Genomic DNA, 26,366 nt, shown 5'->3' with positions numbered 1-26,366 from the left:
AAACCGCCCAGCAGGGCGGTTTTTTATTGGGCGCAACAGTCAGGTGCGCGCTTACACGCGCACAAAAAAGCCAGCGATACGCTGGCTTTTTTGGTCGTTGGCCGGGAGGGCTTATTCCTCGTCGCCCAGGCTGGTGTCGTGAGCAATCAGCGACACCAGGGCATTCTGCTGGCGATGAGCGAGCTGGCGGAAGCGTTGCAGCAATTCGCGCTCATGCAGCGACAGTTCAGGACTGTCCAGACGCAGTTTAGGCTCGTCACCCAAGGCGCCTTCCTGAATCAGGCTTTGTTCGAGGCGCGCAATGATTTCAGAGTTCATGCTGCGATGGTTGTCCTTGGAGACTTCGGCGATGCGCTCGCGCATGCCTTCCGGAAGACGGACAACGAACTTGTCAGCTGTGCGACTGGAATAATTGGCCTGTTTCATAGGGCTCATATATTTAACCGATTTAGTTCAAAAGGGAGGCGGTTCATGCATTTGGCCGCGAGATGTCATCGTCTGACTATCATTTCGGCGAAATGTTCAACCTGCCCAACATAAAGGTCCGTCATCATGCATCAATCCGTCGGAACCTTGGCGTCAAATCTGTGACAAATATTGAACTAGATAAAGGCGTTTAGCCAGCACCAATTATCAGAAATGCGTTCTGGTTTGCAAAGTTCCGAGGTATCGCTTATCCGGGCGATAGCCACAGATTACGCGGGTTTTCGCCATGATGGCTATCTGTCTTCAGGGTAGAACTGTCCACGAAAAAATTCGAGAAAGCGTCCAAGAAAGAGACGAAGGGTCTGTCGGCGAGGTGTTAGCTAGTCAATAACGCGAGCAGAAGGTCAGATCGGGCAGCGGGAAACAGGGCGAACAGTGTAGAACTTTTCTCCAGTTAGGGCTTTGCCTGACGCAGCACCGGGTCAAATTTGATCCGTCGCCCGGCAACCAATGCCAAAAGGAACAGCGAGGCAAAAACGCCCGCAGACGTCTTGGCGATCATCCCGAATGGCTCCATTGAAGGCGTGAGTAATTGGTCGGCGGCGAGCGCCATGAGGGTCAGGATCAGAAAGGATAAAGCGGCTTTTGACATGACGGTTCTCGTAAAAGACAAACAGGCAACTCAGTGAAGGTTGTTGAATCAGAACACCCAGCGCTCGGTGCGCTCGACGGGAATGGCCTCGTCGGTATCGTTGGCCAGCATGGCGTCGGAACGGAGGCTCGGGATTGTGGCGTAGCGTGGGGTCTGCTTGATCAGAAAATGCGGTTGAGCCTGAACGGCAACGCTCTCGGTTTTGCGGCCATCGTCCTGAAAGTGGAAGGCTACCAACGCGGCGAAGGCTGCGGCGTTCAATAGGGAGAGCGTGATGTTCATCTCGATTACCTTCGCTTGAATTGATCTATGAAGGGGGGGCACAAGAGTGATAATGCAGTGCGCATGCCAAGCGAATTGAATAAAAAATAACTTAAAAATCAATTAGTTACGTTTTAAATGATCGTGCTGTGGATTGCAGTTTGCAATGATGCCATTTTGCACCATTGCAATTTGCATGATGACCTTTTCGTGCCAGTCAAATGCCCGGCGGACTACAGCCCAAAAAGACAATGACGACATGACAAAACAATGGCTTGCCGTTAACATGCTCGCCGTCTCGCCAGCGCCATTCCGCGCGTTGGCACCGTGTCTCAGTAGCTCAATTGGATAGAGCATCCCCCTCCTAAGGGGAAGGTTGTGAGTTCTTATCCGACATAGGTTTTACTGCACCTTGACTCTCCCCGATTTTCCTAGGTCTAGAGGCTAGGAAGGCTTATTCGCTGCACGTTCATGGGACTCCCCTCCGTTTCCACTGCTGGCCTTCAGAACGGGTCAAAGGGAAAGCGGCAACACCAATGGGGGGAGCGGTAACACTGAGTTGGTACGGGCTAGGATGGGGCTCCCGATCAGTGAATTTGTGCCCGAAATGTCGGTGCCGCTGAGTGTCCAGAATGTGCCCTAAAGCCTTGTTTTTTCTATTTTTGCTTGAATGAAAGCAAAAAAAAACTCAAGATACATATATGGTGTCCTCTTAGTTCAACGGATAGAACGAGCCCCTCCTAAGGGCTAGATGCAGGTTCGATTCCTGCAGGGGACATATCCTTTTTGTCTGCCTTGGCTTTCGATACTCGATGGCCTAGCGGCTCATGCCTCTACCCACGACCCCTCGCCTCCATCCTGAATTTATGTGAGCAAATCCCCAGAGGTTGTCGCGCGCTCAGGGTTTTTCTGTCATGAAAATGCCTAATTCGTAATGATCGCGCATGCCGCAGTCTCTCGACACCACAGGAGTGGAGCCGCTAATTCGAAAAATGTAACGGCTCTTCCATAGAGCAGCCGATTCTACGGCTACTCACCTAGAGGACGTTCCTGGAGCCTATTCACCAACGCCGTTGAGAAGCCCAGCTCGCGTGCAATCTGTGCCTGAGTTCTTTACACGTCCCTGTCGAGCCGTTTTTTGCCAACAAGGCGCGTTGGCTAAATCCTGACCGCCTAAGGCATCAGTTAGTATGGGCGTCGGAATCTCAAAGAGCGTCCAAAAGTGCTTCAGCTTCCTCGAGAAGGTCGAGTTGTTCGAATTCAAATCGAACCGGCTGAGTTGCTTGCATTGGTTGGCGTAAATTCCTGGCGCATATGGCCACTCGCATGGCACCAGCGAGGAGTTCGGCGGATCGCTTTAACGAAACGCCAGCGAACGATCTGTCGATCATCCTGATGCCGCCACTCCGTACATTCTCGAGATACCTGTTCAACAGGCTTATCACAAAGAGGATCCTTGCAATAAAACTTGTGCGGCACTCGTGCGGCTTGCGGGTGCAGGAAGTCAAGATTGAGGAGGTAGCGCTCAGGACTAGGACGTTGGTATCGGGAAGGACGATCAGTGTCTTGAACGTGTCATCGATTACGGTGAGACCTTGTTAGTTGAATGGTCGGAAGCTATCAGGCCGGCCTGCATTTGCTAACCCCGAGCCCCGATCTCGTTGTTAACCTTATGTCTGACGCCAAAGCCTTCTCAGAGTGGTCTTCGCGATTCCCAATTCCCTAGCGGCCTGGGCCTGTGAGAACCCTTTTGACTTCAACCCCTGAACCGCTTGCCGTTTCCTCTCAGCTTCAGCCATCGCTGGCGTCACCATCGTCTCCGATTTAGAAGGTAGTTCCGCGTCTGCCAACCCAAGCTCCTCGAGCTCGGCTAGGGACGCCATCAGCGTATCGCGCGCAGTCTCTCTCTCGCATGAGGCGAGCGCTAGAACAAGGAGTGTCGTGGGTCGAATACTCAACGCAGATGCGAGCTCACCGCTTACCTCTACGGTTGGGCTCGTCTTGGCGGATTCGAGCTGGCTGATGTGGGATTGAACCACTGTCTTTGAGATATCCGCTTGGGTTAGCCCCTTCCGTGTGCGAAGCAGCTGTAGCACCGCTCCAAACGATTCGCGCAGCGACATTTCAGAATCCCAAAAGGGGACGGTATGCCGTGTTTGCTTGGGGCCGCACAAATCTATATATTGATTCATGTGGCCCTTGCGTATCGCTAGCCTTCTTTACAGAGGCTGGAGAGCGTTCGAGGAGCTAAGTTTATTAGATATTGACGAGCGAGGTTGGGGTAGATGGATGGCTCTGTGGACTACGGCCTGTTGGGCGACCCTGGCGTTGTCACTGCAGGATCTGACCTTAGCCTCGAAGACGTCCTGGCACTGGCCAGATCCCGGTACCGATGGATGCCTTGTTGTGTTGTAGAGGACTGGATCCTTTTCGACGTGGTCGTAACCGAGGATGAACTCGCCAAGGTTCATGCCGCTGGCTGCCTGCCCATGATCGTATACGCGCACAATGTCAGGCATGACGACAACCGCAGGTTCGAACCAGGCAATTGGGTGAGGTCAACCATCGCCACTGAGTTCAGTGAAGGATTTCTGTTCGTCACCCGGAACACCGTGTACGTCCTGAGAGGCAGCGGCCATCGGAAGTCAGCCTCGCTAAAAGACATCTATGCCATTCACTAAATCACCCGCTTTTAACGCGGCGCATGAGATCGAGACAGCCACAAAATGTTCTGCACGCATGAGAGTGAAATGGCCGGGTTTGTTGGGATGTTCGGTGACGGGCTGGCCCACTGGCATGGTGTCTCTAGGGCGCTCAAAACCCACTGGTATCACGTAAGCGTGAAACGGTGGCAGGACGACCGGTTCGTCGCAGTCGAAGAGTTCGTGAACGACGAGACTCGGTTGTACGAGCTGCTAAGCGGGCAGAACGATACCTTCAAAGTCTCTGAGGTGCAGGTCGTCACCCCGGCATGGGTCAATGGCGGAGAGTCTTGGCGCATGGAGCGGCTCCAATCGCTCAAAATGGGATTCGACTCCAATGACGTTCCAACATGTGTTTTCGAAGTAGACAGTGGTGCTGTCTACCACGACTCACATCGTCCTGATTTCGACGTCGAATCTCTGAAAGTTGTAAAAAACGTATATCGCGCATCGAATTAGTAACTGCTTACCTTTTTAATTTTCGCTAAAATATTGCTCATTATTAAGGAAATAATATGAGTCTCGCCTTTAACTTTAGTTATGTTGATGGGGTTGTCTCGAATGTTCGGGATGGCAAGGCTATCAATCTGTACGATATTACTTTGAATGGCTATCGGTACAAAGACGTCTACATGGAGTCGAGCGCTTCCAATTACCTTCAATACACGGGCCGAGGAACGACGAATCGCCTGTATTTTGGCCGAAAAGGTAAGGCGCTCGTGCTAATGGCTATCAGAAACGAAGCAGGCGAAACACTGCGCGCTCCTATGGCCGGATCGCAGATGTTAGGCGCCACCGGTGGCGTATTAGCGATCAGTGTCCTCGTGACCGTTTTCTCTTGGATTCCATATGCGGTCATTTTCTCGATAATGCGTGACGGTAATCTCGAAGCAGGCTGTGGGGACGCTGCATATGCATGTGTCGTAACCGGCATCATTTATTTCATTTACAAACTGAGGCAGGTATTTGCTTTTAAGGAGCAAATGACAAATCTGGAATCTATCCCTCAAGGCTCCCTAGAGGCATACGGAACTCATGAGTTTGGTGTCACGCCGCAGCGAGCCTCGTAAAGTAAACCCGCTGCTAGGGAGGTCATCTGCCATGGCCTCTCCTAGACCCACGCTAGGCCTCAGCGTCATGTGACAGTGGCCTAGCTGAGACTCGCGGAAGAGGATTATCAAGCATGTCGCCAGAGCACCCGCAGCTTCCTCAGGATGAACGCCGTGAATTACGGCAAAGAGAGAGAGCCCGGCGCGCAGCACTATGGCGTCTGACAGGGGTTCGCCTTGGAGATACGGGAGCAGCTGGGATCCTTCTCGTGCTTGATGAGGTCGACGGTGATGATCGCTCCAACCCTATAGGCAGTGGCCATGCTTTATCTGTGGAGGCGGTGCGCGATCTGGTTCCGCTGACCCAGATACGCAAGATGCAGGTGGTTGCAATAAGCGGCATTCAATAGGCACTGGATATGGGAAGCACGATTCTACGACCAGGTGATGTGATAACCATCGCCTCCGGAAAATTCGAAGGATACGATCGCGCAGGCCCATTCCTGGTTCAGCGCGAATTTGATCTCGATGCTTTCGTGCGGGAAGCAAAAAAATCCACGCCGGTCACGGAGAGATGGGAAGCAACTGACCTGATGCTGGACATCCCTCGGCAATTACTGGAACAGGGATATATTCAGCGTTTGCCTTGTCGACGACTATATCTTGGCGCATATGATGACTTCGACGTACGCGACGAGCATGAGTAGAACACTTTTCACGGCTCTGTCGAAATAGCGTCAATTTTAAGCACCTTAACTTTGCACTCTGGCAGCGCGACTAAGTTGTCGCTTATGGTGTAGTTGTGCGCGGCCTCAAACTCGGCTTCGATATCTCGGATTGATCCGCATGCAGAGTAAGGGAACGTAGTTGCGTTGATGATTTCATGTTGAACACCATGCACTGCTAACCTTTCCAGCAGTTGAGTGTCGGGAACTGTTGTGTCGCATGAAACGAAAGTAATGAGCAGTTTCATATGTGCCTACATCGTACAGCTGGCGATAGAGAGGGCATCGTGCCACAGTGGATATCGTCATGATGGAGGGCTATCTCTTGAGAGGCGTGGCCTGCTACAGGCGCCTCTCCAAGCGGACTAGCGCGAGGCCCAAGGCTCGACCTTCAGTACCTTCACCTTCTGTTTGGGCCAAAGCACTGCGTCATCGTTTGTTGGAAAGTTGTGGTGGCGCTCGAATGCCTGTTCTACCTCTCTGATGTTTCTGCAATGGGTATACGGCGGGTTGTCTTTTGTGCTCACGCTTGTTTGCGAGACCATGCCCAGGTTGTCAGGGTGATCAAGAAGTTGGTCTTCGACTGTAATGTCAATTTTGAGGAAGTAGACGCGGTAATCCATCTTTCGCCTTTCGTTTCATATTGGTGGGGGGTGTGGTTGAGATTTTTACACAGGAAAAAAATAAATCAAGATGAGGGCCGGAAGATAAAACCCTTGGCAGTCAGTATATATATGTGCGGGGTGGGATGATGTTGAGAATCAAGACCAAGAACGACAACTATCGATATCCCAGTAAAATCAACGTTTTTTGTTCTTTATAGGCTCGACTGTAGTCACAATTTTTAGCTGTCTTCCTGTGATTTCATACAGGGTAAGTCTTCCAGTTGGATGACATTTATTTTTTCTCAAGCTGGCGTGCCCTGCGGGCCGGCTGTCGTTAATCGAGCCACTTCGTGGCTCGCCCCTTCGGGCTTTCATCCTTACGCCTCTGGCTCTTTGAGCCGGCGCGCTCCGCTTGCATCTCGCTTGGAGCGTAGTCGCCTGCAATTGGGAGGTTCTATCCCTGCGATACAGCCTCGGAGAGTGAGCGGACTCGTCCTCAAGCGAGCTTTGTCGAAATACCAAGCGTGGGTTAGAGTTGGGATGCAGCGATCAAAGCTCGCTTTGACCGCTGCAGGGCATTTTGTCGATGGTGTGGTTGATCGTTTCACGCCACTCGTTTTGCGTATTCCTCCATCCAGACCGACAACGACTTCATGTCCTCTTCGAGATTAGCAATCTCCGGCGGTGCAGCAGGGAGATCGTCCGACTGCGAATGTTCATACACAGAGTAACGGGTCATCAGATCATCGATCAGATCGCAGTCTTCCTGGGTAATGTGGCTCAGTTGTCTGAGTAGTCCCTTTGTGGTGACTTCTCTACGGAATCGCAGAACAACACTGTTCAGCATTACTACCTCGACCGTACGCTCCACGATGATCCGAAAATCACTGCAGATGGCCTTAGCGATGAGATCGTAGTTGTCGGCATCGCTTTCTGCCTGGAGCTTTTTAAGCCGAGGCAGGGTCTCGTTCAGTAGCTTGTTGAGGGCAGGCTTGGGCTTCGAGTCGCGGACACTTGTCCCGGCCAATACACCAGAAACTTTGTCGAGGCGCCTAAGCGTCTTAACGTCAAAAGTTACATCCGGGATATCCGGATGCTCCTTCAGCTTCTTCACCGCAGATTCTACGAGGGTCACCAGCGACAACCTGTGTGTGAATATGATCACTTGGCGGGTTCGAGCCAGGTTGACCAAGCGTGAAACGACTGCTTCTTCAAAGTCTTGATCCAGTGATGAAATTGGATCGTCGAAAATGAATGGTGCCACCTGGTTCGAGCCGGTGATGTCGGCCAAGAAGGCTGCGAGTGCAACAATTCTTGTCTCACCTTCACTGAGAATTTGCTCGGGCGGACGCGCGCTTTTGGCGCCGACGAGCGTTAACCCAAAAGTCGTCCTCCCTTTGCCAACAGTTTTGCTCTGGGGAGCTACAGGAAGCCTCGAGCCACCAAGCAATTTGAGTTCGGCGGCGAAGCGGGTTTGATATCCTGCCTCGACCTCGGATTTCGCAAGCTCGTTGTTCTTGGACGTCAGCGTATTGGTCGCGGCTAGTCGTATGGCCTTTGCGTATTGGTCAACGGCCAGACGCCGATCGCGTTCGGTGAGGATTGCCGGCTTGTTTTGCGCCAACCATTGCAGGCCTTTGAGTTTGCGGACTTGTGCCTCCATTTGCTGCCGTTTACCGTCCTGCTGCAGCTCTGTAAGAGATTTTTCTTCCTTGGATAGTTGTTCGGTTTGTGCGAGTAAAGCTTGATCCACCGGCACCCAGTCAAATGGGGACACTCCTTCAATCAAATCAGCAGTGTTGAGATCCATGCGCCGCTGCACCAAGGCCGTGTACAACTCGGTGGCCTTCTGTTGATCTAATTTGAGCAGAGCCATGTGAGCCAGCCACCCCTGCTCATCTGGCAACTGGGGGAGGCCACGGAGCAGCTGCTTGTACTTGTCTTCCGCCTGCTTCGCCACACGCTCCAACCCCAGCGTGACGAACTGCTCGAAGTGTTGCAGCCGAACGCCTGCGTCTTTACTGAGCTCCTGCTGACAGAGCACGCATTTGGCGTCTTCACCAACCACGGGGAATGGTTGTTCCGGATAAGCATGTGTTTGAGAGAACAGTCGGGCCTGCTTCCAGAGTTCCTGCCAAACAGCTTCACCCACACCCTCGAGAGGTGTTTCAGCAAACAACTGTTGCGCTGACTTTTGAGCAGCTAATCGCGTAGTTTTCGCCTCGATGTGAGCGTCCACGATTCCCTGCGCGACCTCTGAGGAAAGCTTTTCCTTGAGCTGAGTCATGGCCAACTCAACAGCGGTCAATCCCTGCTTTTCTTTCCTGATGGAGGCCAGTCGTCCTGCCACATCCTTTTGAGTCAGTGCGGTTTCAAAAGCGATCCTTTCCTCATCCTGCTCCTGGGTGTAAGTGCAGCCTTTATCAATGACAGCGTTGGTCGTCGCCGAGGTGAGACCTTTGAGCCATTTGCTTTCTTCGGTCTCGCTCAAGTCGTCGGGGAACTGGGGCAATGCACTCAACAGCGCATCCTTCGATGCTGTCAGGTGCTTGTTAACCTGATCAGTGATCGAGATCAACGAGGCCACAAATCTCATCTGGCTAGGCTCGTAGCTAGCTTCATTTTTACCCATGTATTGGGTAGCGGTTCTGGAATCAAAGACCTGGGCATGACGAAGCATCGCATCTGCGCCTTGGAGCAGAGTCCATTCGATCTTTCCTGACTTACCTGCTACTGAAACGCTGAAGTTAGCCCGGCACGCCTCTGGTTCTTCGGCAAAGACATTAGGGTGAATGTCGTCTTTCGACTTCGAGCCACATGCCTGCTTCAGAAGTCGTGCATAGCCGCTTTTGCCTGAGCCGTTCTGTCCGTAGAAAACGGTGATGTCGCCTGCACCAAACGGCAGCGCGGCTCCAGATTTTACGGCATTCAAACCGTAGACCTCCTCGAGGCCTTCTATCCGTATAGGCGGTCGGTGTGCCGCTAAAGCTAGGGATCCTGGCGTCACCTTGCCAAAGCCAGGATCGTCACCTTTTTTTGACTCGATCACGCAGAGTCGAGCCAACTCTGCGATCTGATCTTCTGTGGGGAGCTTTTTAGTTTCAATTAGATGCTTGGCTGCCGTCTGCAACCAGCGGCTTCGCTCACCAAGCCAGGTTTCAAAGTCATCGACAACGGGTGCTAATTCCCCGCCTAAATCCGGAACAGCGGCCATACAGATCTCTCCTTGAAATACTGCGGAAGGGAGAGGATAGACCGGTAATGGCAGATTGCCTTGCCCTTGGAGGAGGGAATCATTCCAAAAGGTATGCCGCCAGCTCACAGCAATATTTAAACAGCTCTGGGGCTAAATCTCGGCAAAACTCGCGATTTGAGCCTGTAGGTTTGGGCGCAAAGTCTTCAACTTTCATCTATGGATTGAAAAGCAGCAGCGATTTGTTGGTATTTTGGACAGACCGTGCAATGCCAGAAGGTAACCCTGATGAGTCTTTCCCTGCTGAGCCGCTATGCGTTCTTCGTGTGTTGTGTGCTGTTCACGTTGGCAACCCTGCCTTTCGTCTACCAGCATGAGTGGCTCTGGCCATTCACCTTGGTCATCGGCGCCCTGAGTCTCTTGGGTGTGTTTGATCTGCTTCAGTCGCGTCACGCTGTGCGACGCAACTACCCCATCCTTGGCAACATCCGCTATCTGATCGAAGGAATCCGCCCAGAGATCCGTCAGTACCTGCTGGAAGCCGACGATGAGGCCACACCGTTCTCTCGCTCCCAACGAGCACTCGTCTACTCCCGAGCCAAAAGTGAAGCCTCCGATAAGCCTTTTGGTACGTTGATGAATGTCTACCAGGCCGGATATGAGTTCATCAGCCATTCGATGCGTCCGGCTCCGCTGTCAGATCCAGAAAGCTTTCGGGTAGAGATCGGTGGCCCGCTTTGCAAACAACCGTATTCAGCATCGGTTTTTAACATCTCTGCCATGAGCTTCGGATCGTTGAGTGCTAATGCGATTCGCGCTCTGAACAAGGGGGCGAAGTTGGGCAAGTTCTCCCATGACACGGGGGAGGGCAGCATTAGTCCCTACCACCGTGAACATGGTGGTGATCTGGTCTGGGAGCTGGGGAGTGGCTATTTCGGATGCCGTACTGACGATGGCAAATTCGATCCTGAGAAGTTCGCCAAGCAGGCGACCGATCCGCAGGTGAAGATGATCGAGATCAAGCTCAGCCAAGGCGCCAAACCAGGTCATGGCGGCATCCTGCCCAAGCATAAGGTTACCCAGGAGATTGCCAGTACCCGTGGTGTACCGATGGGCCAGGATTGCATCTCGCCCTCCAGCCACAGCGCCTTTTCTACGCCTTTGGAGATGATGCATTTCATTGCCCAACTGCGTGATTTGTCCGGTGGCAAGCCGGTGGGCTTCAAGCTATGCCTGGGCCATCCATGGGAGTTCATGGGTATCGCCAAGGCCATGCTTGAAACCGGAATCCTGCCTGACTTCATCGTGATCGACGGTGCTGAGGGTGGTACCGGTGCGGCGCCGGTGGAGTTCACAGATCACCTTGGCGTGCCGATGCGTGAGGGGCTTCTGTTCGTCCACAACACGCTGGTTGGCATCAACTTGCGAGACAAGATCAAGCTGGGCGCCAGTGGCAAGATCATCAGTGCCTTCGACATAGCGAGTGTTTTGGCGATCGGTGCTGATTGGGGGAATGCGGCCCGAGGATTTATGTTCGCTATCGGGTGTATTCAATCTCAATCCTGTCATACAAATAAGTGTCCAACTGGTGTGGCCACGCAGGATCCTTTGCGCCAACGAGCTTTGGTTGTAGAGGACAAGGCGACTCGGGTGTACAACTTTCATCGCAGCACGCTGAAGGCGTTGGCCGAGATGCTGGCAGCAGCTGGCCTGACTAACCCATCCCAACTGACTGCACGGCACTTGGTGCGTCGTATGTCGGCCACTGAGGTGAAGCTCTTCTCGCAGATGCACGTGTTCCTGAGACCTGGAGAATTGCTTAGTGGCAAGATAGCCGGTGAGTTTTATGAGCGTATGTGGCGTGCTGCTCGCGCTGACAGCTTCGATCCTATGCCGGCGGATGAGACGGAGATGGAGCCTACGCGTATCGGTCAAGCAACTGCGTAAAAGTTTTGGGCCGATAGGGTGAGACGCGATGGAGGTTACTGAGTTGTTCAATGAGCTCTCAGTTGAGCTGCCTTCAGCGCGTTCAGCTCTGCAGTCAGGGCATCATTCATTGCTACCATCGATAGTTTGGTGGGCCGCTGTCGCGGACGGCTGTCGTTAACCGAGCCTACGCGTGACCGCTTCGTCTCGGCCCTGTCGGGCTTCCATCCTCCCACCTGCGCGCTCCGCTTGCCCATGACAACATCCCTGTATTGGCGGATCTGTAGTCGTACCATTTCTCAAACCATTTCTACTTCACTGAGTGGGTATCCTGTACGCAAAGGTATGGAGCTAAGCCTACCCGCAGCATACAACCGGGAGTGGTAAGTGTTCTTGGAGTTGTACGGACAGGCACCCGGCAATGGGTTGGTGGAGATGTTCCGATAGACAGTCATGGCAAGCCGTCGCATTTCTGAGACACTCCCAGTGACCGCGCCTCAAAATATGGTTCGCTCTGCAGCACCTCTTACATCAACTACATCTTGAATTCACCCACAGAAATACGTCTGTGGCACACGTTGGGAGATCTGCTTGTCAACCGTTCCAGTGGATCAAAACAATGAGGGCCGCCTCTCACACTTGCTCAACGCAACTGAGCGGCTGAGCACGGCACGATCAGTAGACGAAGTCGTAGCCGTGTTGCGTGACACTGCGCGTGCAGCGGTTGGTGCAGATGGCATCGCGGTTGCTATTGAAGACGAGGGACGTTGTTCCTACATTGCGGAAGATGCTGATTCCCCGCTTTGGCAAGGTCAGACCTTCCAGGCTGACCACTGTATTTCGGGTTGGGTCATGCATCATCGTGAGACTGTTGCTATTCGTGACGTCCGGGTTGATTCTCGGATCCCGCAAGATGCTTATGCGCCAACGTTCGTCCGAAGTTTAGTCATGGTGCCCATAGGCAAGCCTGTTCCAGTCGCGGCGCTCGGAGCATACTGGTCAGAGGTTGGCGATCATGGTGGCGACACCATCATGCGACTTGAGAGTCTGGCGCGCCTTGCAACGATTGCCATCGAGAATGCACGGCTTACCCAGGCGCGTAATCGCGCGATGGCCATCGGGGCTGCGCAAACTCGAATTCTGGAACTGGCTGTCGAAGAAACTGCCCTCAGCATCACGCTGGATGCCATTGTTCGAGAGATGGATGCGATTTCCTCAGCCCGCTTCTTGGGAAGCATCATGCTGCTGGATAAAGCCGGCCAGCATTTGGAACACTGGTCAGGGCCTAGCCTTCCTGGCGCTTATAACGAAAGTGTCAAAGATATTACCCTCAAAACACGTTCGGACTCCTGTGCCGCTGACGCGTTGTTTGATCCACGCACTAATCTCCCCGAGATGTCGAGTGGGCCGCTCTGGGTCAAGCTCCACGCATTGGCCATGGAACAAGGTCTGCAAGTCTGCTGGTCAATCCCGATCCGCTCTGCGCAGGGCGCACTACTCGGTGCTTTTGTCCTGCACCACCCTGAGATGCGTGAGCCATCGCCAGCCGATACCGAGATCATCGACTTCGTCGCACAGACAGTGGCGCTCCTCGTGCATCGTGCTCGTACGGATGCCGAGATTCGCCGCAGTGAGGCTAGGCTGCGACTCGCGGTTGACCACGCCGACGTGGGGTTCTGGGACGTGGATTTCGTGCAGGACACACTGGTCTGGCCTTCGCAGACCAAAGCGATGTTCGGCATATCGGCTGACGTCCCCGTCACGCTTCAGGACTTCTATGATGGCTTGCACCCCGAGGATCATGAAGCGGCGATTGAGGCCTTTACTGCAGCTGTCGATCCTCAGCGTCGAGCGCTTTACGAAGTTGACTACCGTACGATTGGTCGGGAAGACGGCATTGTTCGCTGGGTAGCGGCAAAAGGTCGGGGTGTGTTCGATGCTGCCGGTCGCTGTCTACGGGTGACTGGCACTGCTATCGAGATCAGCGACCGCAAGGCTGCCGAGGAAGAACTGCGCGAGCTCAATGCCACCCTTGAAGGGCGGGTCTCTCAAGCCATCGCCGAGCGTGAAGAAGTCCAAAGAGCGCTGCGGCAGAGTCAGAAGATGGAGGCAATGGGTCAGCTTACTGGAGGTGTCGCCCATGACTTCAACAACTTGCTTACTCCTATTGTTGGGACGCTCGACTTGCTCCAACGACGAGGAGTCGGGGGAGACCGGGAGAAACGGCTCATCGCCGGTGCAATGCAGTCAGCCGAGCGCGCGAAGACGCTAGTGCAAAGGTTGCTTGCATTCGCCCGTCGCCAACCATTGCAACCGGTACCGGTCGACGTGGCACAATTAGTTCGCGATATGGGCGATCTTGTGGCCAGCACCACTGGCCCACAAATCAAGGTGGTCGTGGATTCACCGGATAATCTTCCGGCGGCGATTGCAGATCTGAATCAGCTAGAAATGGCGCTTCTGAATCTCTCTGTCAACGCACGCGATGCAATGGTGGAGGGAGGGACAATGCGCATCGCTGCCAGCACCGAATGGGTAGAGTCGGGGCATCGTTCTAGGCTGGCGACAGGCGAGTACTTGTGTCTGTCCGTGGCGGATACCGGCGTCGGCATGGATGCAGCAACACTCGCCCGGGCGGTTGAGCCATTCTTTTCAACCAAAGGCGTTGGCAAAGGGACTGGCTTGGGGCTTTCAATGGTGCACGGACTGGCATCACAGTTAAACGGTGCGCTGACTATCCGCAGCTCGCCAGGCCTGGGAACGAACGTGGAGTTGTGGCTTCCTCGCAGCATGACGGTGCCGACGGCGCCGTTGCGCATCATTGAAACGTCCGAGCCACGATTGACACGCGGAATCGCACTGTTGGTAGATGACGAAGAGGTGGTGCGTGCAAGCACTTCGTACATGCTGGCCGAGCTTGGTTACCGCGTGATTGAGGCCGCGTCAGGCGAGGAGGCACTGGAATTGGTTTCAACTGGGCAGCCACTGGATCTGCTCGTAACCGATCACCTCATGCCGGGTATCAGCGGCACCGTTTTGGCCAGTTTGATTCGAGACATTAGGCCTGGAGTGCCGATCCTGCTTGTTTCGGGTTATGCCGAAAGAGAGGGGCTCGATCCTAGCCTTCCGCGACTTGCCAAGCCATTCCGTAAAGACGAACTGGCATCAAGCTTGTCTCAACTCCAGAATTAGTGGGAGCTGAAGTTACGAGCGTCAGCTTTTTACTGTCAAAGGCCTCATCATGGCGTATGGTGCTGTGGAGGGCCCCGATTATCGAACCCATATCGCTAGCCGACCAACAAGTGATATGTCTAATTCAAGCGGCAGCCCCTCCATCTTCACCTAGCTGTTCTCGCGACTGATGTTACGTGGGACTGCAGAGAGCTTTCGGCCTACAATCTCATCGATCTGACTACATTGGGAGAACGCCCGTGCTCTCGGACTTAGAACTCAAACACTCACTGGAAACCGCATTTTTGCCGCAGAGATGTGTATGCACCTTGATTCCTTACGGCTCAATCAGCATCCAGATCTTTGATCATGGTTCGAGTGAGCCTCTGCTTACAATCGCAGGGATATCTCGGGTTGAGGTAACGTCGAGCCGTTCCCTAGCCAATCTTGTTGGCCAGATACGAGAGGAAATCCGCCTGAGGGAGCTTGTTGATGAGCGTAAGGTCGGCACAAGACAGAGATAGAGCGGTTTACATCGTCAGTATCCGTTTGAACAAGATTCTGTAATCGACCGGAAGCGGACTTCCAATTTCTGTCCGGGCTTGCACCAGTCCTTGCAGCAGTAAAGACAGGGGGCCGACGCCGATGGATCAGCAATATGCATTCTGGTTATAGGCCTGCTTCTGCGGCACATCATGGCCTGAACATTCCAGCAATTATCCTGGCGTCTAGCAGGGCATGGTGAGGCAGCATCGCCCCATCATTCGCAGGCGAAAGTGTCGTGGAATCGGTCGGATAATTTCGGACGTTCCTGGGCCATCGTCCGTTGTCGTAAGCGAGCTCGCAAAACAGCTCCCAGTCGTAGATAGGGGCGTCTGTGGCCACCTCGAGCTCTTCATCGAAGGTTGCCAAGAACTGGAGGAGTGCCTTCCTGGCCTCGAGTATTGGCATGGCGTACTCACCGCCCCAGAGCTGCGGCAGTACGATCTCTTTCACGAAATCACTGCAGTCATCTTCTCGCCAACCATCGAGCAATTCAACGTAGAATTCGCGACCGTTCTCCGCTACCAGTGCCAGCGATATCAGCTTCGCTGCAGATGAGAGCTGGGTAAATTCGCAATCCAGAAAGAGCCTCATGCTGTTGAAACTCCGTAATGACTAGGGCCCGTTTAAATATGGCGCATGAAGGTCAGCTGTGGGAGATGGCCCTCGAACATTTTGGCTCGGACAAACTGCTCCAAGTGGTTATAGAGATGTGGAGCCATGTCACTCCGGCCAGGTCAGTGGGGGAGCACCTGACCAACAAACAGGTTAGCCAGGATGTTCTGCTGGAAGCTTGCCAAGTTTCTATCAGATGCAGCCCCCAATTACGGACAGTGTCGACGTCCTTGCCAACTTTGTCCCGGTGAAAATCCTCGGCGGGGTGGCAACGCTCAATTGCGATCCATGCCGCACGCGCAGGTGACGTCCAAGAATCTACCCACTCGTCACATGCTCATGTTTGGTGGGCCGCTTTTGCGGACGGCTGTCGTGAACCGAGCCTACGCGTTACCGCTTTGTCTCGGCCCTGCCGGGCTTCCATCCTCCCACCTTCGGCCTGCTGGCCTGCGCGCTCCGCTTGCGCACGGCGAGGCCAGAGCACAGCCCCCGTCATCTGGGTTGCATCAGCGAGCTGATGCAGCTTCCAATGACATCTTGGTTGTTTTGGACTTTGTCTAAATGTTCTTTGACGGCACTGGCCACAAACGTCGAGCCTTGAGCTTCGGCCCAAGCCGCGAGCTCCCCTATAGCGCCAATGATCGCTGCCTGATTGCTGAGAATTGCACTAAGTAGGGTGGGGGTGACTTCAGATCGATCCATCGACTTCGCTCCTGCCAGGACGGCAAGCATGGAACTGGGCCAGATGGCTTCAGTTGGGCATGTCTCTGCACACCTAACGGTCTTATACAGAAGCCCAAAGAGCCGCCACAAGCGGTTTTGGCCAAGCCTCTGTTACCGAATGTCAGCTCTTGGATAGAGGTGGGCTTGAACACGCGTCTGGATGGGCTAGCCTGTTCATTCAGATTCAGCAAGGAGTGCTGTGGTGATGACCAGTGGAACGGTGAGCGCGTGGACTGCCACGTGGCAATTGATCGAGCATGAAATTGTTTGCGTTGGCCAAAAGTGAAGCCGAGTTTAAGCACTTCCCAGGATGTAACGCTGATTCGTTTGCTCGAAGCGATTCGGGTAGTCCAAGCCATGATGTGCGTTCAGCTAGCCGAGTGTAGTCTGCACACAGATAGCGAGCGCCTTGGCCGGGCCTCTACCTGAACGCCATTTCCAGTTTCAGTCTTTGTGGTCTGGCGGTGGGGCAATGGGCTCAACTAAATGCGGCCCCCCGATTACGCACATTGCCCACATCTTTGCCCTCCTCGTATCAATGAAATTCCGCAGTGGGGCCGGCAGTGCTGTACGGCGATCTTGTCGCTCGCTCGGGTCACGTCTGACAATCTACCCATCGCCGCGTACTTTCGGGTGCAATCACCAAAGCTTACATGCCCTGGTCGCTTGCTGCCGTGATGATGAAGAAGCCATTACGCACGGCGTGCTCAATGGTTGGTGTACCTCTGCCAGGCTAATGCTCGAACGAACATTTGACGACTATCAGGAATGCCTCTTCCACCAATTTGCGACAAACGTAAGAGAGGCCAACCCGCTAATGCCGGGTTACTGTTTGGTTGGCCCCTTTCGCGGACGACTCTCGTAAACTGAGCCTACGCTTCCACCAGCCTTGACGCATGGTCAGCAGAGGGATGTTGAAGTGCTACTTTCGAACTCATAGGATTTTCGCCATTAAGCTCTGGCAGCGGGCTTTAAACGAAAACTCACGCCCATGCGGTTGAAAGCGTTCATCGCAGCAATCGCTACTGTCAGGTCAACCAGATCCTTTTCCGCAAACACTGCCGAGGCGGCTGCGTACGCTTCGTCCGACACATGGGTCTCGCTTACGCGCGTGACCTCTTCTGCCCAAGCTAATGCCGAGCGCTCCTGATCCGAGAATAGGTGCTGTGCTTCATGCCATACCGGAACTAACACCAGCTTGTCCACCGACATGCCTTCTTTGATCAGATCTCGTGAATGCAGGTCAATACAGTGCGCGCAGCCGTTGATCTGCGACACCCTGAGAAACACCAGATGGATCAGTTGGGCTGGCAGATTGGTCGCAGTGGTCACAAAGTGATGCAAACCTCCAAGCGACTTAGCCGCACCTGGTGAAGCTTCAAACCAATTGAGGCGATTCATGATTAACTCCTTTCTGTAGGGCGGTATTGAGGGTGGGACAGTGAGGTACGCCGCTGCCGAGCCGGTCGAACGGCTTTCCCGAAATCAAAAAGCTAGGCCCAGCTCCAGGTATGGCTGCTGACCCTTGTACTTTGGCCACCTAGGACGCTGGCTTCAGGCAACTATTTCATGAGTCCTGGTTTCGATTTCCTCATGAAAGAACGCGTGCACATCGTCGTACCCAACTTTCTGCGCCGCTTTTAGCGCGTCCATCCCTTTTGCCGTGCCTTCGACGGTGAAGTAATGCACTTGATTGAGACCGATGGTTTTCAGCACTGCGCAAAGGTAGGGGCGAAGAAAGTCCGGTTGCCGTGCCCTCTCACCGCTAATGTAGCCACCGGTGGCTACGGCAACGTAGACGGGGCGCTCCGATAACGTTCCAACCTTACCTTTGGATGTGCTCAGAAAAGTTTTTCCGACGCGCACAACGTGGTCAATCCAGGCCTTGAGGGGCGCGGGCACGCTGTAGTTATGCATGGGAGTAGCGATCACCAGCACATCGCAGGCATTCAACTGGCTGATCAGTTGGTCGGAGCGACCTAATGCACCGTTCTGATCCTCGGTGGCTATTTCGCTCGGATGGGCCAAGGCATGGGCATAAGGCGCATCGACTGGCGATAATTCGTTTAGGTCTATATCCGTCAGCTCAATCCCGCGTATGCCAGCGCGTCCTGTCAGCGCGTGCAGAATCCGCTGAGACAGTTTTAAGCTTTCAGAGGCATCACCGTTTGGGCTGGCAATCAGGCGAAGGATGCGCAAAGGAGCGAGGGGCTGCTGAGACGGGTTCATGATCCTGCCTCCTTTATGGGTGATGCGGTCATGGGGTATCGAACTGTTTTTGAAAACGCAGCGCGCCGGTATAAAGGCCTTCGCGGAAGTAAAAGCGTTGAGCGCGCGCGTTGGCCAAACCCGTGTCAAGCACCAGGCGCGCGCAACCGCTGGCACGCGCCAGTCGTTCCAGGGCTCGCAATAACCGGGAGCCCCATTGGCCCCCGCGCTGGGCTTCATCGGTGACGAGGTCATCGACATACAGGAATGGGCCATAAATCAGATTCTCCTGAAGGCGGTACCCTGCAAGCGCCACCAGTGCCCCTGACTCGAAGGCTCCAACCAGGCGATAGCCGCCAGCTCGCATTCGTTCAAGGCGAGTCAAGAAATCGGCCTCGCTTATCAGGTGGGGCCGCAACTGTTGCATCACCGGGAAAGCGATTTTCAGGTCTTGGCGGCTGTCTAGAGGACGCAGGGCGGTGTCGGCCAGGTCGAGCACGCTGGGCACGTATTCTTGAAGATTGAACGTCATGAGAGAGGCCTGGATGTGTTGTGATAGTCGTATCTTGAACTACCATTGCCTCACTTCACTGAACCAAGAAGTGAGATATGAACTAGGCCATGATGACTTCCTATTCGCACCCTTTCACCGCCCTGGATGGGCAACTGGGTTCCCCTCTGTACCGTCAGATATATGACCGAGTACTCGCCGCCATCGCCGCTGAAACGCTTTGCTCTGGTGACCGATTGCCCTCGGCCAGAGCCCTCGCCAAGGAACTGGGTGTGGCTCGTGGCACCGTCGAGCTTGCCTATTCGCTGCTCACGAGCGAGGGCTACCTCTTGGCTCTGGGGCAGAAAGGCACCGTGGTCAATCCCGAATTGCAGAAGCCACCGATGTCCGGCACCACTTTACCCGTCAGCAGCGAAGTGATTGAAAACTCACCTGACGCACTCTGGCGTCCACCGCACCTGTTGCCGTTTCAGATGGGGGTGCCTGCGCTGGATGAGTTTCCACGCAAGATCTGGGCGCGCTTAGGTGCCCGCTATTTGCGTGGCATGCGTTCAGGGGATCTGGACTATCCGTCTCCACACGGCCTGCCCGCATTACGCAGTGCCATCGCCTCGTATCTGCAAGTGTCACGAGGCATCGATTGCGGCGCCCATCAGGTGTTCATCACCAGCGGCTGGCGTAGTAGTCTTTCGCTGGTCGCACATACTTTGCTGCACGCAGGGGAGCGTGCCTGGGTCGAAGATCCCGGCTATCCAACTACGCGTCAGGTGCTTCGCCAGTTCGGCATGGAGATTGAGGCAGTGCCAGTTGATGCCGAAGGGATGGATGTGGAGCAGGCCATCACCCGGCCTCATCCTGCACAGGTCGTCATGGTTACACCGGGCCATCAAAGTCCACTGTGTATGGCGCTGTCGTTGCCAAGGCGACAATTGTTACTGGATTGGGCCGCCCGGAATGGTGCCTGGGTTGTCGAGGATGATTACGACGGCGAGTATCGCTATGTCAGTCGCCCATTGCCGGCGTTGGCGAGCCTTGATCGCAATGGGCGCGTGCTGTATGCCGGGACTTTCAGTAAGGTGCTTTTTCCCGGTATCCGCCTTGCCTACTTGGTCGTGCCTCAGGGCAAAGTGGCAGCGTTTGAGCGGGTAGGTCGCGCGTTATTCTCCGCATGCTCGCCAGCGATTACTCAAGCGCTGGTTGCAGAGTTCATTGCCGAGGGGCATTTCACTCGGCACATTCAGCGCATGCGACGTCTCTACAGCGAACGACGTGATTGGACTATTCAGGCCCTGGAGCGGAGTTTGCCAAAAGGAATGCAGGTGGAACGCTCGCCAGGTGGCATGCACGTGGTACTGCGTTTGCCGGAGGGGGTAAGCGACACCGCCCTGGCTGAACAGCTTCTGGCCAAAGGCATGGCCGTGCAACCCTTGTCGCGATGGAGCGTGTCGTCGCGGCGTCAATCCGGGCTGCTGCTGAGCTTCACCAACTGCGCCTCTGCTGCCCAAGGCGAGCAGCTTGGCGCGTTGATAAACCATGCGCTCAGTTGAGGTTGGCCTTGGTCAGGCCGAACACCTCATCCGACGAACCAGGGACTGCCTGAAAAGCCACATTAAGGCGATTCCAACCATTGATGGCGACGATCAAGAACGACAAGTCCGACAAATCCTGTTCTGAAAACTGCTCACGCACATCCGCGTAGAGGCTTTCAGGAACACCATGGGATGGCAGGTGCGTTAGGGCTTCTGTCCAGGCGAGCGCCGCGCGCTCCACTGGCGAGAACAGCTGCGATTCACGCCAGACCGCAATGTGGTGGAGACGCAACTCGCGCTCGCCATGGATCTTGGCTTCCTTCACGTGCATATCCACGCAGAATGCACAGCCATTGAGTTGAGATGCCCGCAGCATGATGAGGTGGGCAAGGTCAGCCAGCAGCGGCTTCTTGCTCAGCTGCATCGTCAGCTCCACCAGCTTATTGGAAGCCTGAGGGGACAGTTTGAAGTAATCAAGACGGTTGTTCATGGCGGTCACTCGCGGTGGGTTAGGTATGTTGGAGCCACTGTAGTCACGCGTGGTCTAGCCACACAGGGCCAAGAAAAGACCTTTCAACTAAGCCATGTAGTTCTGAGTCGCGATTAGCCGTTCGCCGATGTGCCAACCCGGTTGTCCGTAAACCTGTAGAACGCAACCCGAAGCTACTGTGGCGTGTTCACGAGGAGGGGACTGGGATTCCCTTTGAGGGAATTCGGTGCGGGTCGATTTTATGTCCCGTGAGGCACTCGCAAATACCGCCACTACTGCGAGTCAAAAAAACTCTTTCCAGTCATTTTGACAAGAATTTTTATGGTCAAATTGACTCTTGGCATCTTCAATAATCTGATTTAATTGATGTTTTAGGTTGGCATGAAATGTGTCAGTGATGGGTAGATCGTTTAATACCCAAGGAGCTGAAGCATGAAGAGTGAGTTTAACAATCGTGTGGCTGTGGTAACTGGCGCGAGTTCAGGCATCGGTCTGGCAGTCGTTCAACGGTTGCTCAGCCAAGAAGCGACAGTAGTGGCGATGTCCCGTAGCCGGGGCGGCCTGGCTGAACTCAAAGAGGTTCATGGTGATCGCCTTCATATTGTCAGGGGCGATGTAACGGTAAGTTCGGATCTTGAGCAGCTTGCACACTGCGCCTCCAGAATCGGGCCTGTGGATTTTCTCGTACCGAATGCTGGCGTCGCTGTGCTTGAAGACAGCCTGGAGAGTAAAGGATTCGAGCGAAACTGGGCCATCAACGGCGCTGGTGCGCTCAACACGCTTTCAGCTTTGCGAGGCCAATTGGCGAGACCCGCGTCAGTCGTCTTTGTGGGGACTTTCCTTTCCGCATTGGCCTTTCCTGGTTTAGCCGGCTATATCGCGTCGAAAGCAGCACTGACAGCGCATGCTCGAACCTTGGCCGTCGAACTGGCCGAGGCAGGAATCAGGGTGAACGTCGTATCGCCAGGGCCAACGGCTACGCCGATCTGGCGATCACTGGGTCTGGATAATGCGACGTTGTCCTCAGTCGCCGAAACCGTCAATCAGCGCTTGCTCAAGGGCAAGTTCCTCGACCCGGAAGCGGTGGCAGATGTGGTTCTTTTCCTGCTGTCCGAGCGAGCACGTAGCATTTACGGCCAGGATATTGTGGTAGATGGTGGGTATACCTTGCGATAGTCGCTAGAAACGCAGAGAGGTCGTGGAGACATGTATCGCGTGCGGATCGTGCACTCGGCCTCTCATTTGTTCTGCTCAGACGTTACGTCGATTGACGTGATCAACTCGGGCCCTTGATTTCGAACATTTCCCACATCCTTGCCCACCTTGTACCAGTGGAAATCTGCGACGGGACGGCAGTGCTCGACGGCAATCTCCGCCGCTCGCTCTGGTGAAGTCCCAGGGTCTACGCACTCCCTCGCATGCTCAGGGGCAAGCACCAGAGGCTTACGGTCATGGATATCGACCATGCCTTGGTCATTTGCTGCTGTGATGATGACGAAGCCATCGCGCTCGTCAGCTCACCGATATGCGAATTAGAGAGGAGGGATCCACTTTCCGATATTGACCACTGTTTGGTGGGCCGCGTTTGCGGACGGCTTTCGTGAACCGAGCCTTCGCGTTACCGCTTTGTCTCGGCCCTGCCGGGCTTCCATCCTCCCACCTTCGGCCAAGGCCTGCGCGCTCCGCTTGCGCTTGTCGTCGTCACTGTATTCAGAGGTTCATTGCTAGACAGGGCTTGGCAGGCTATCAAGCCTTGCGCCAGGAGCGGGCAATACGTAGCTCCTGACAACGCACAATAGCTTTGTCCTCTTCTGAGATTCACACGAACAAATCACGTTCCTGTTCGAACATATCAGCCACTGAGTCTGCGACTACTCGGATAGACGCATTTTTTCGATCGCGACTCCGGCTAAGCAGGTAGACATCTCTACTAGAAGGAAGCGCGCCGAGATCGCAGATCTGCAGTGCCGGATCACTCCTGCCAATGTAGTGCGGAATCAAAGCCAGTCCGATGCCGGAGCGTGCAGCCAAGGATTGCAAAAACTGATCCTTGGCACGAAATGCCATGCGCGCGCGTGGGAAGTGCTTCGTCATCCATGCCGCTTGCGTCAGGTAGGCATCGGCCTCGTTGAAACCGATGAGCACGAGATCGCTCCCTGCCTCAGCCGTGCGACAGGCTTCTTCAGTGCCGTAGAAACCATAGCCAATGGTGGTCAATGGCCGCGCAATGATGTCGCCGTCTCTGGGGACATCCACGCGAATCGCGATGTCGGCCTCGTGCCGTTCCAAGCTCACCGATCGAAGCGCAGGTGCAAGGTCGATGTTCAATCTGGGGTAACGGGCGGCTAATGCTGGAAGGCGGGTGATCAGAAAGCCGTTGGATAGGCCGGGGGATGAGCTGATCCGGATGAGGCCCGAGGGCGTTCCATCGTGCTTACCATTGGTGAGCGCCTGGGCTGCGTCTTCCATTTCGCTGGCCGCCTGCAACGCGTGCGTGCCTGCCATCGTCAGGACATACCCGTCTGGGCGTCGCTCGACGAGTTTTTCTCCAAGGCTGTCCTCAAGAGAGTGGATGCGCCGGGCGACCGTTGCGTGGCTGACAGAAAGCATCCGCGCAGCTGCGGAAAGGCTGCCATGCCGAGCGAGGGCCAGGAAGACGCTGACATCTTGCCAATCGAGAGCTGTTCGTTTTTGATCAGTCATTGATCGAAGATAGGGAATTTTTGAACAGCTGACAACGCTTTATCTTCTGCTCAACCAACGAGCATTAAGGAGTCGAGCCATGTCAGATTTCAAAAAAGTAGCCATCGTTACCGGCGCATCACAAGGGATGGGCGAAGCGATCGTGCAGGCGTACCGTGCGAGAGGTTACGGAGTCGTCGCCACGTCCCGCAAGATCCAGCCATCCCATGACGCAGGCCTGGTCACAGTCGCGGGAGATATTGGGGATCCGGAAACGAGCAAGCGTCTCGTGGCGGCGGCCACGGAGAGATTTGGCCGCATCGATACGCTTGTGAACAACGCCGGCATCTTCATTGGAAAGGCGTTTACAGACTACACAGAGGAAGATTACCGCCTGAAACTGAAGACCAACCTAGACGGTTTCTATTTCGCGACCCAAGCGGTCATTCCGGTGATGCTGAAACAAGGCACTGGTCACGTCGTGCAAATCACGGCCTCCACAGCCGAGTTTGCCAGTTCACTGTCCCCTGCCTTCATTGCCATGTTAACCAAAGGCGGCATGAACTCTGCCACTAAGAGCCTGGCCATCGAGTACGCCACAAAAGGGATTCGGGTCAATGCCGTTGCCCCCGGCGTTATTCGGACGCCGATGCACGACCCTGCAACTGTCGAGCAACTGGCAGCATTCCATCCCATGAAAAAGCTGGGCGAGGTTGAGGACATCGTCCGTGCCGTTCTTTATCTGGAGGATGCTGCCTTTTCGACCGGTGAAATCCTTCACGTTGACGGCGGCCTCATCGCCGGTCGTTGATCGTTGGCGCAGAGCGGTAATCCCTCTCTGCGCATCATTTCGGAGAACGCTTATGCCCATCGTAAACACCCTGGTCACCCGGGAAGGCACCGCACCGGGTGCAAACAGAACCACCGCAGATCAGAAAGCAGCTGTCTACGAAGGCATTGCCATTTACTGTTCAACGTCATGGGCAAAGCTCGTGAAGATACGACCGTGATTTTCCGTGAGCACGAGATAGAGGACATAAGCCAAGGTGGTGTGCCGTTGGAAATCTATCGTCAGCGGCGCAAGAAGGGAGTTGGGGCGATTGACGATAGCCTTTAACGGACGGCTGAATCGCGGAATGGGTGGGGTTAGAGATAACAGGCTTGGGCGTGCGAGCGCTGAGGCGCGGGGCAGGTGCGCAAACATTATGGAACGCGGGCTGGCGAATCCCCTCCAACGATCGGAGACAGGTGCGCGCATTACAATACAGTACCCAATGATTCGCGACCTTAGCTTGTAAGCCCGAAACCTCCTGAGTAGCCGTTGATGACGACATCCTCGCATTTCCAGTCTGGCTGTGCGGCCAGCAGAAACCTAATACCATTCCGTAGCTTCTGGCCAGCCCAGGGAGTTGGTCGAAGATGAGTTTAAACTTCCACACCAGTCTCACTCAGGTGTTGCTAATCGAAGATCGAACTCAGGCGTCGTATGCGACGCGGACAGTCCGGAGTGCGGCTGAGCGGGTTGGGTTTGATGCCAGTTACTCCTGCCGCGTTGAGCTCTGTGTTAATAAGCTCACTGAGACCATCCTCTCTTGCAAAAGGGGTGGTGAGTTGCACATCCGCATTCTGCCAGGGGGCAACCCCGGCGTTGAAATTGTCGCACTTTATCTCTCCCCAGCCCCAGAACTACAAAGCCCGATGCGCGACGGCCTTGATACGCGCATTCAGGGGGAAGTGGCACATTCGATCCAGAACAGCGCCGAAGTATTCGACACATATACCGACCATCGCGGCACGGTTATTCTGACGCGCTTATACCCCCGTTCAGCCAACACGACAGACGTGCGCTTCGGGATAAGTCAGCATGCTTTGCGCGACGATCCCGCATGTGGGGACATTTGGGAGGTAGCAATACAAGGTAAACGCCTGAGTATGCTGATGATTGACGGTCTAGGGCATGGGCCGGACGCCGAATCTGCGGCGATGGCCGGAGCAAGAGGATTCAACCGAGACCCCTTTGCCGAGCCAGTTTTGCTCCTTGAGGAAATTCACAACGAGATGTACGGCACGCGTGGGGGTGTCGTGGCCGTTGCCCAATTCGATGCTGCAGAGGACAGATTGCGCTTCTTGGGGATAGGCGATATCGGCGCAGTGCTGATCGGTCATGAAAAGCCGAGGGGACTGGCATCGTACCCTGGGATCGTCGGGAACCGTTACCGGAAGGGGGGGCGCGAATATTGAAGGGTGCGCGGGGCAGCTGCTGATCTTATACAGTGATGGTTTGAAATCACGCTGGAGTCTGCACGACTACCCGGGACTTTTGCATCGTCATCCGGCGGTGATCGCTGCCGTTCT

26 protein-coding genes, 2 tRNA genes and 1 pseudogene are annotated in these 26,366 nt (G+C 54.7%); 13 read left to right on the top strand and 16 right to left on the bottom strand.

What is annotated here, in order from left to right; genetic code table 11:
- Positions 1–111: 111 nt before the first annotated feature.
- From ACI5GA_RS07295 to ACI5GA_RS07280, 4 genes are all read right to left on the bottom strand, one after another.
- Positions 112–435, bottom strand: coding sequence for an Arc family DNA-binding protein (locus ACI5GA_RS07295; RefSeq protein ID WP_404631333.1), 324 nt, complete (start codon positions 433–435; stop codon positions 112–114).
- 445 nt (positions 436–880) lie between these two features.
- Complete coding sequence (locus tag ACI5GA_RS07290) at positions 881–1,078, bottom strand: PA3371 family protein (RefSeq protein WP_404631331.1); 198 nt, start codon at positions 1,076–1,078, stop codon at positions 881–883.
- A 48-nt stretch (positions 1,079–1,126) separates the two neighbouring features.
- The gene (locus ACI5GA_RS07285) at positions 1,127–1,360 is read right to left on the bottom strand and encodes a hypothetical protein (protein ID WP_421422394.1); all 234 of its coding nucleotides are present in this window, start codon (positions 1,358–1,360) and stop codon (positions 1,127–1,129) included.
- A gap of 102 nt (positions 1,361–1,462) precedes the next feature.
- Entirely contained in the window at positions 1,463–1,696 is a 234-nt protein-coding gene (locus ACI5GA_RS07280) for a hypothetical protein (RefSeq protein ID WP_421422393.1), read from the bottom strand.
- Between ACI5GA_RS07280 and ACI5GA_RS07275 the strand changes: the two genes are divergently transcribed.
- Positions 1,666–1,738, top strand: a tRNA-Arg gene (locus ACI5GA_RS07275). The genes ACI5GA_RS07280 and ACI5GA_RS07275 overlap by 31 nt on opposite strands.
- 307 nt (positions 1,739–2,045) lie before the next feature.
- A tRNA-Arg gene (locus ACI5GA_RS07270) sits at positions 2,046–2,117 on the top strand.
- 892 nt (positions 2,118–3,009) lie between these two features.
- Here ACI5GA_RS07270 and ACI5GA_RS07265 read toward each other — a convergent pair.
- Positions 3,010–3,462, bottom strand: coding sequence for a helix-turn-helix domain-containing protein (locus ACI5GA_RS07265; protein WP_421422392.1), 453 nt, complete (start codon positions 3,460–3,462; stop codon positions 3,010–3,012).
- Between the two features lie 162 nt (positions 3,463–3,624).
- Here ACI5GA_RS07265 and ACI5GA_RS07260 point away from each other — a divergent pair, with 162 nt between their 5' ends.
- The 4 genes from ACI5GA_RS07260 (at position 3,625) to ACI5GA_RS07245 (ending at position 5,797) form a co-directional block, all read left to right on the top strand.
- Positions 3,625–4,020, top strand: coding sequence for a DUF6957 family protein (locus ACI5GA_RS07260; protein WP_421422391.1), 396 nt, complete (start codon positions 3,625–3,627; stop codon positions 4,018–4,020).
- Positions 4,021–4,065: 45 nt separating this feature from the next.
- Positions 4,066–4,500, top strand: a complete 435-nt coding sequence (locus tag ACI5GA_RS07255; RefSeq protein ID WP_421422390.1) for a hypothetical protein — start codon at positions 4,066–4,068, stop codon at positions 4,498–4,500.
- Positions 4,501–4,556: 56 nt separating this feature from the next.
- Complete coding sequence (locus ACI5GA_RS07250; RefSeq protein WP_421422388.1) at positions 4,557–5,111, top strand: hypothetical protein; 555 nt, start codon at positions 4,557–4,559, stop codon at positions 5,109–5,111.
- A gap of 398 nt (positions 5,112–5,509) precedes the next feature.
- On the top strand, positions 5,510–5,797 hold the full coding sequence (locus ACI5GA_RS07245) for a hypothetical protein (RefSeq protein WP_421422387.1): 288 nt from the start codon (positions 5,510–5,512) through the stop codon (positions 5,795–5,797).
- An 8-nt stretch (positions 5,798–5,805) separates the two neighbouring features.
- Here the strand turns inward: ACI5GA_RS07245 and ACI5GA_RS07240 are convergent, their stop codons facing one another.
- The 3 genes from ACI5GA_RS07240 to ACI5GA_RS07230 form a co-directional block, all read right to left on the bottom strand.
- The gene (locus ACI5GA_RS07240) at positions 5,806–6,063 is read right to left on the bottom strand and encodes a hypothetical protein (protein ID WP_421422386.1); all 258 of its coding nucleotides are present in this window, start codon (positions 6,061–6,063) and stop codon (positions 5,806–5,808) included.
- Positions 6,064–6,180: 117 nt separating this feature from the next.
- Positions 6,181–6,438, bottom strand: coding sequence for a hypothetical protein (locus ACI5GA_RS07235; RefSeq protein WP_421422385.1), 258 nt, complete (start codon positions 6,436–6,438; stop codon positions 6,181–6,183).
- 586 nt (positions 6,439–7,024) lie between these two features.
- Positions 7,025–9,634, bottom strand: a complete 2,610-nt coding sequence (locus ACI5GA_RS07230; protein ID WP_421422384.1) for an AAA family ATPase — start codon at positions 9,632–9,634, stop codon at positions 7,025–7,027.
- Positions 9,635–9,901: 267 nt separating this feature from the next.
- Between ACI5GA_RS07230 and ACI5GA_RS07225 the strand changes: the two genes are divergently transcribed.
- The 3 genes from ACI5GA_RS07225 (at position 9,902) to ACI5GA_RS07215 (ending at position 15,234) form a co-directional block, all read left to right on the top strand.
- Positions 9,902–11,560, top strand: a complete 1,659-nt coding sequence (locus tag ACI5GA_RS07225) for an FMN-binding glutamate synthase family protein (protein WP_421422383.1) — start codon at positions 9,902–9,904, stop codon at positions 11,558–11,560.
- A gap of 570 nt (positions 11,561–12,130) precedes the next feature.
- A complete protein-coding gene (locus ACI5GA_RS07220; protein ID WP_421422382.1) occupies positions 12,131–14,731 on the top strand; it encodes an ATP-binding protein in 2,601 nt (866 codons plus the stop codon).
- 176 nt (positions 14,732–14,907) lie between these two features.
- Positions 14,908–15,234, top strand: coding sequence for a DUF1652 domain-containing protein (locus ACI5GA_RS07215; protein WP_421422381.1), 327 nt, complete (start codon positions 14,908–14,910; stop codon positions 15,232–15,234).
- 169 nt (positions 15,235–15,403) lie between these two features.
- Here ACI5GA_RS07215 and ACI5GA_RS07210 read toward each other — a convergent pair whose 3' ends face one another.
- From ACI5GA_RS07210 to ACI5GA_RS07190, 5 genes are all read right to left on the bottom strand, one after another.
- Positions 15,404–15,847, bottom strand: coding sequence for a hypothetical protein (locus ACI5GA_RS07210; protein ID WP_421422380.1), 444 nt, complete (start codon positions 15,845–15,847; stop codon positions 15,404–15,406).
- 513 nt (positions 15,848–16,360) lie between these two features.
- Complete coding sequence (locus tag ACI5GA_RS07205; protein WP_421422379.1) at positions 16,361–16,570, bottom strand: hypothetical protein; 210 nt, start codon at positions 16,568–16,570, stop codon at positions 16,361–16,363.
- 972 nt (positions 16,571–17,542) lie between these two features.
- Positions 17,543–17,992 carry a carboxymuconolactone decarboxylase family protein gene (locus tag ACI5GA_RS07200; protein WP_421422378.1) on the bottom strand — a complete coding sequence of 150 codons (450 nt, stop codon included), beginning with the start codon at positions 17,990–17,992 and terminating at the stop codon, positions 17,543–17,545.
- Positions 17,993–18,145: 153 nt separating this feature from the next.
- Positions 18,146–18,820 carry an FMN-dependent NADH-azoreductase gene (locus tag ACI5GA_RS07195; protein WP_421422377.1) on the bottom strand — a complete coding sequence of 225 codons (675 nt, stop codon included), beginning with the start codon at positions 18,818–18,820 and terminating at the stop codon, positions 18,146–18,148.
- Between the two features lie 28 nt (positions 18,821–18,848).
- Positions 18,849–19,331, bottom strand: a complete 483-nt coding sequence (locus tag ACI5GA_RS07190; RefSeq protein WP_296179943.1) for a GNAT family N-acetyltransferase — start codon at positions 19,329–19,331, stop codon at positions 18,849–18,851.
- Between the two features lie 89 nt (positions 19,332–19,420).
- On the opposite strand from ACI5GA_RS07190, the gene ACI5GA_RS07185 reads away from it, so the two are divergent.
- On the top strand, positions 19,421–20,857 hold the full coding sequence (locus tag ACI5GA_RS07185) for a PLP-dependent aminotransferase family protein (protein ID WP_421422376.1): 1,437 nt from the start codon (positions 19,421–19,423) through the stop codon (positions 20,855–20,857).
- Here ACI5GA_RS07185 and ACI5GA_RS07180 read toward each other — a convergent pair.
- Positions 20,850–21,329, bottom strand: coding sequence for a carboxymuconolactone decarboxylase family protein (locus ACI5GA_RS07180; protein WP_421422375.1), 480 nt, complete (start codon positions 21,327–21,329; stop codon positions 20,850–20,852). The genes ACI5GA_RS07185 and ACI5GA_RS07180 overlap by 8 nt on opposite strands.
- A 432-nt stretch (positions 21,330–21,761) precedes the next feature.
- On the opposite strand from ACI5GA_RS07180, the gene ACI5GA_RS07175 reads away from it, so the two are divergent.
- Positions 21,762–22,505, top strand: coding sequence for an SDR family NAD(P)-dependent oxidoreductase (locus tag ACI5GA_RS07175; RefSeq protein WP_421422374.1), 744 nt, complete (start codon positions 21,762–21,764; stop codon positions 22,503–22,505).
- Between the two features lie 62 nt (positions 22,506–22,567).
- Here the strand turns inward: ACI5GA_RS07175 and ACI5GA_RS07170 are convergent.
- Positions 22,568–22,840 (bottom strand): annotated as a pseudogene (locus tag ACI5GA_RS07170) (SOS response-associated peptidase family protein); the annotation flags it as partial.
- Positions 22,841–23,147: 307 nt separating this feature from the next.
- Complete coding sequence (locus tag ACI5GA_RS07165; RefSeq protein WP_421422373.1) at positions 23,148–24,032, bottom strand: LysR family transcriptional regulator; 885 nt, start codon at positions 24,030–24,032, stop codon at positions 23,148–23,150.
- A 79-nt stretch (positions 24,033–24,111) separates the two neighbouring features.
- On the opposite strand from ACI5GA_RS07165, the gene ACI5GA_RS07160 reads away from it, so the two are divergent.
- A complete protein-coding gene (locus ACI5GA_RS07160) occupies positions 24,112–24,822 on the top strand; it encodes an SDR family NAD(P)-dependent oxidoreductase (RefSeq protein ID WP_421422372.1) in 711 nt (236 codons plus the stop codon).
- A 608-nt stretch (positions 24,823–25,430) separates the two neighbouring features.
- Positions 25,431–26,252 (top strand): ATP-binding protein, encoded by an 822-nt coding sequence (locus tag ACI5GA_RS07155; RefSeq protein WP_421422371.1) that lies wholly within the window; start codon positions 25,431–25,433, stop codon positions 26,250–26,252.
- The last annotated feature ends 114 nt before the right edge of the window (positions 26,253–26,366 follow it).

The organism is Pseudomonas sp. Pseu.R1, assembly GCF_045764065.1.
Lineage (GTDB): Bacteria > Pseudomonadota > Gammaproteobacteria > Pseudomonadales > Pseudomonadaceae > Aquipseudomonas.
The sequence above is the reverse complement of the archived record's forward strand: the minus strand, read 5'-3'. Positions and strand labels throughout refer to the sequence as shown.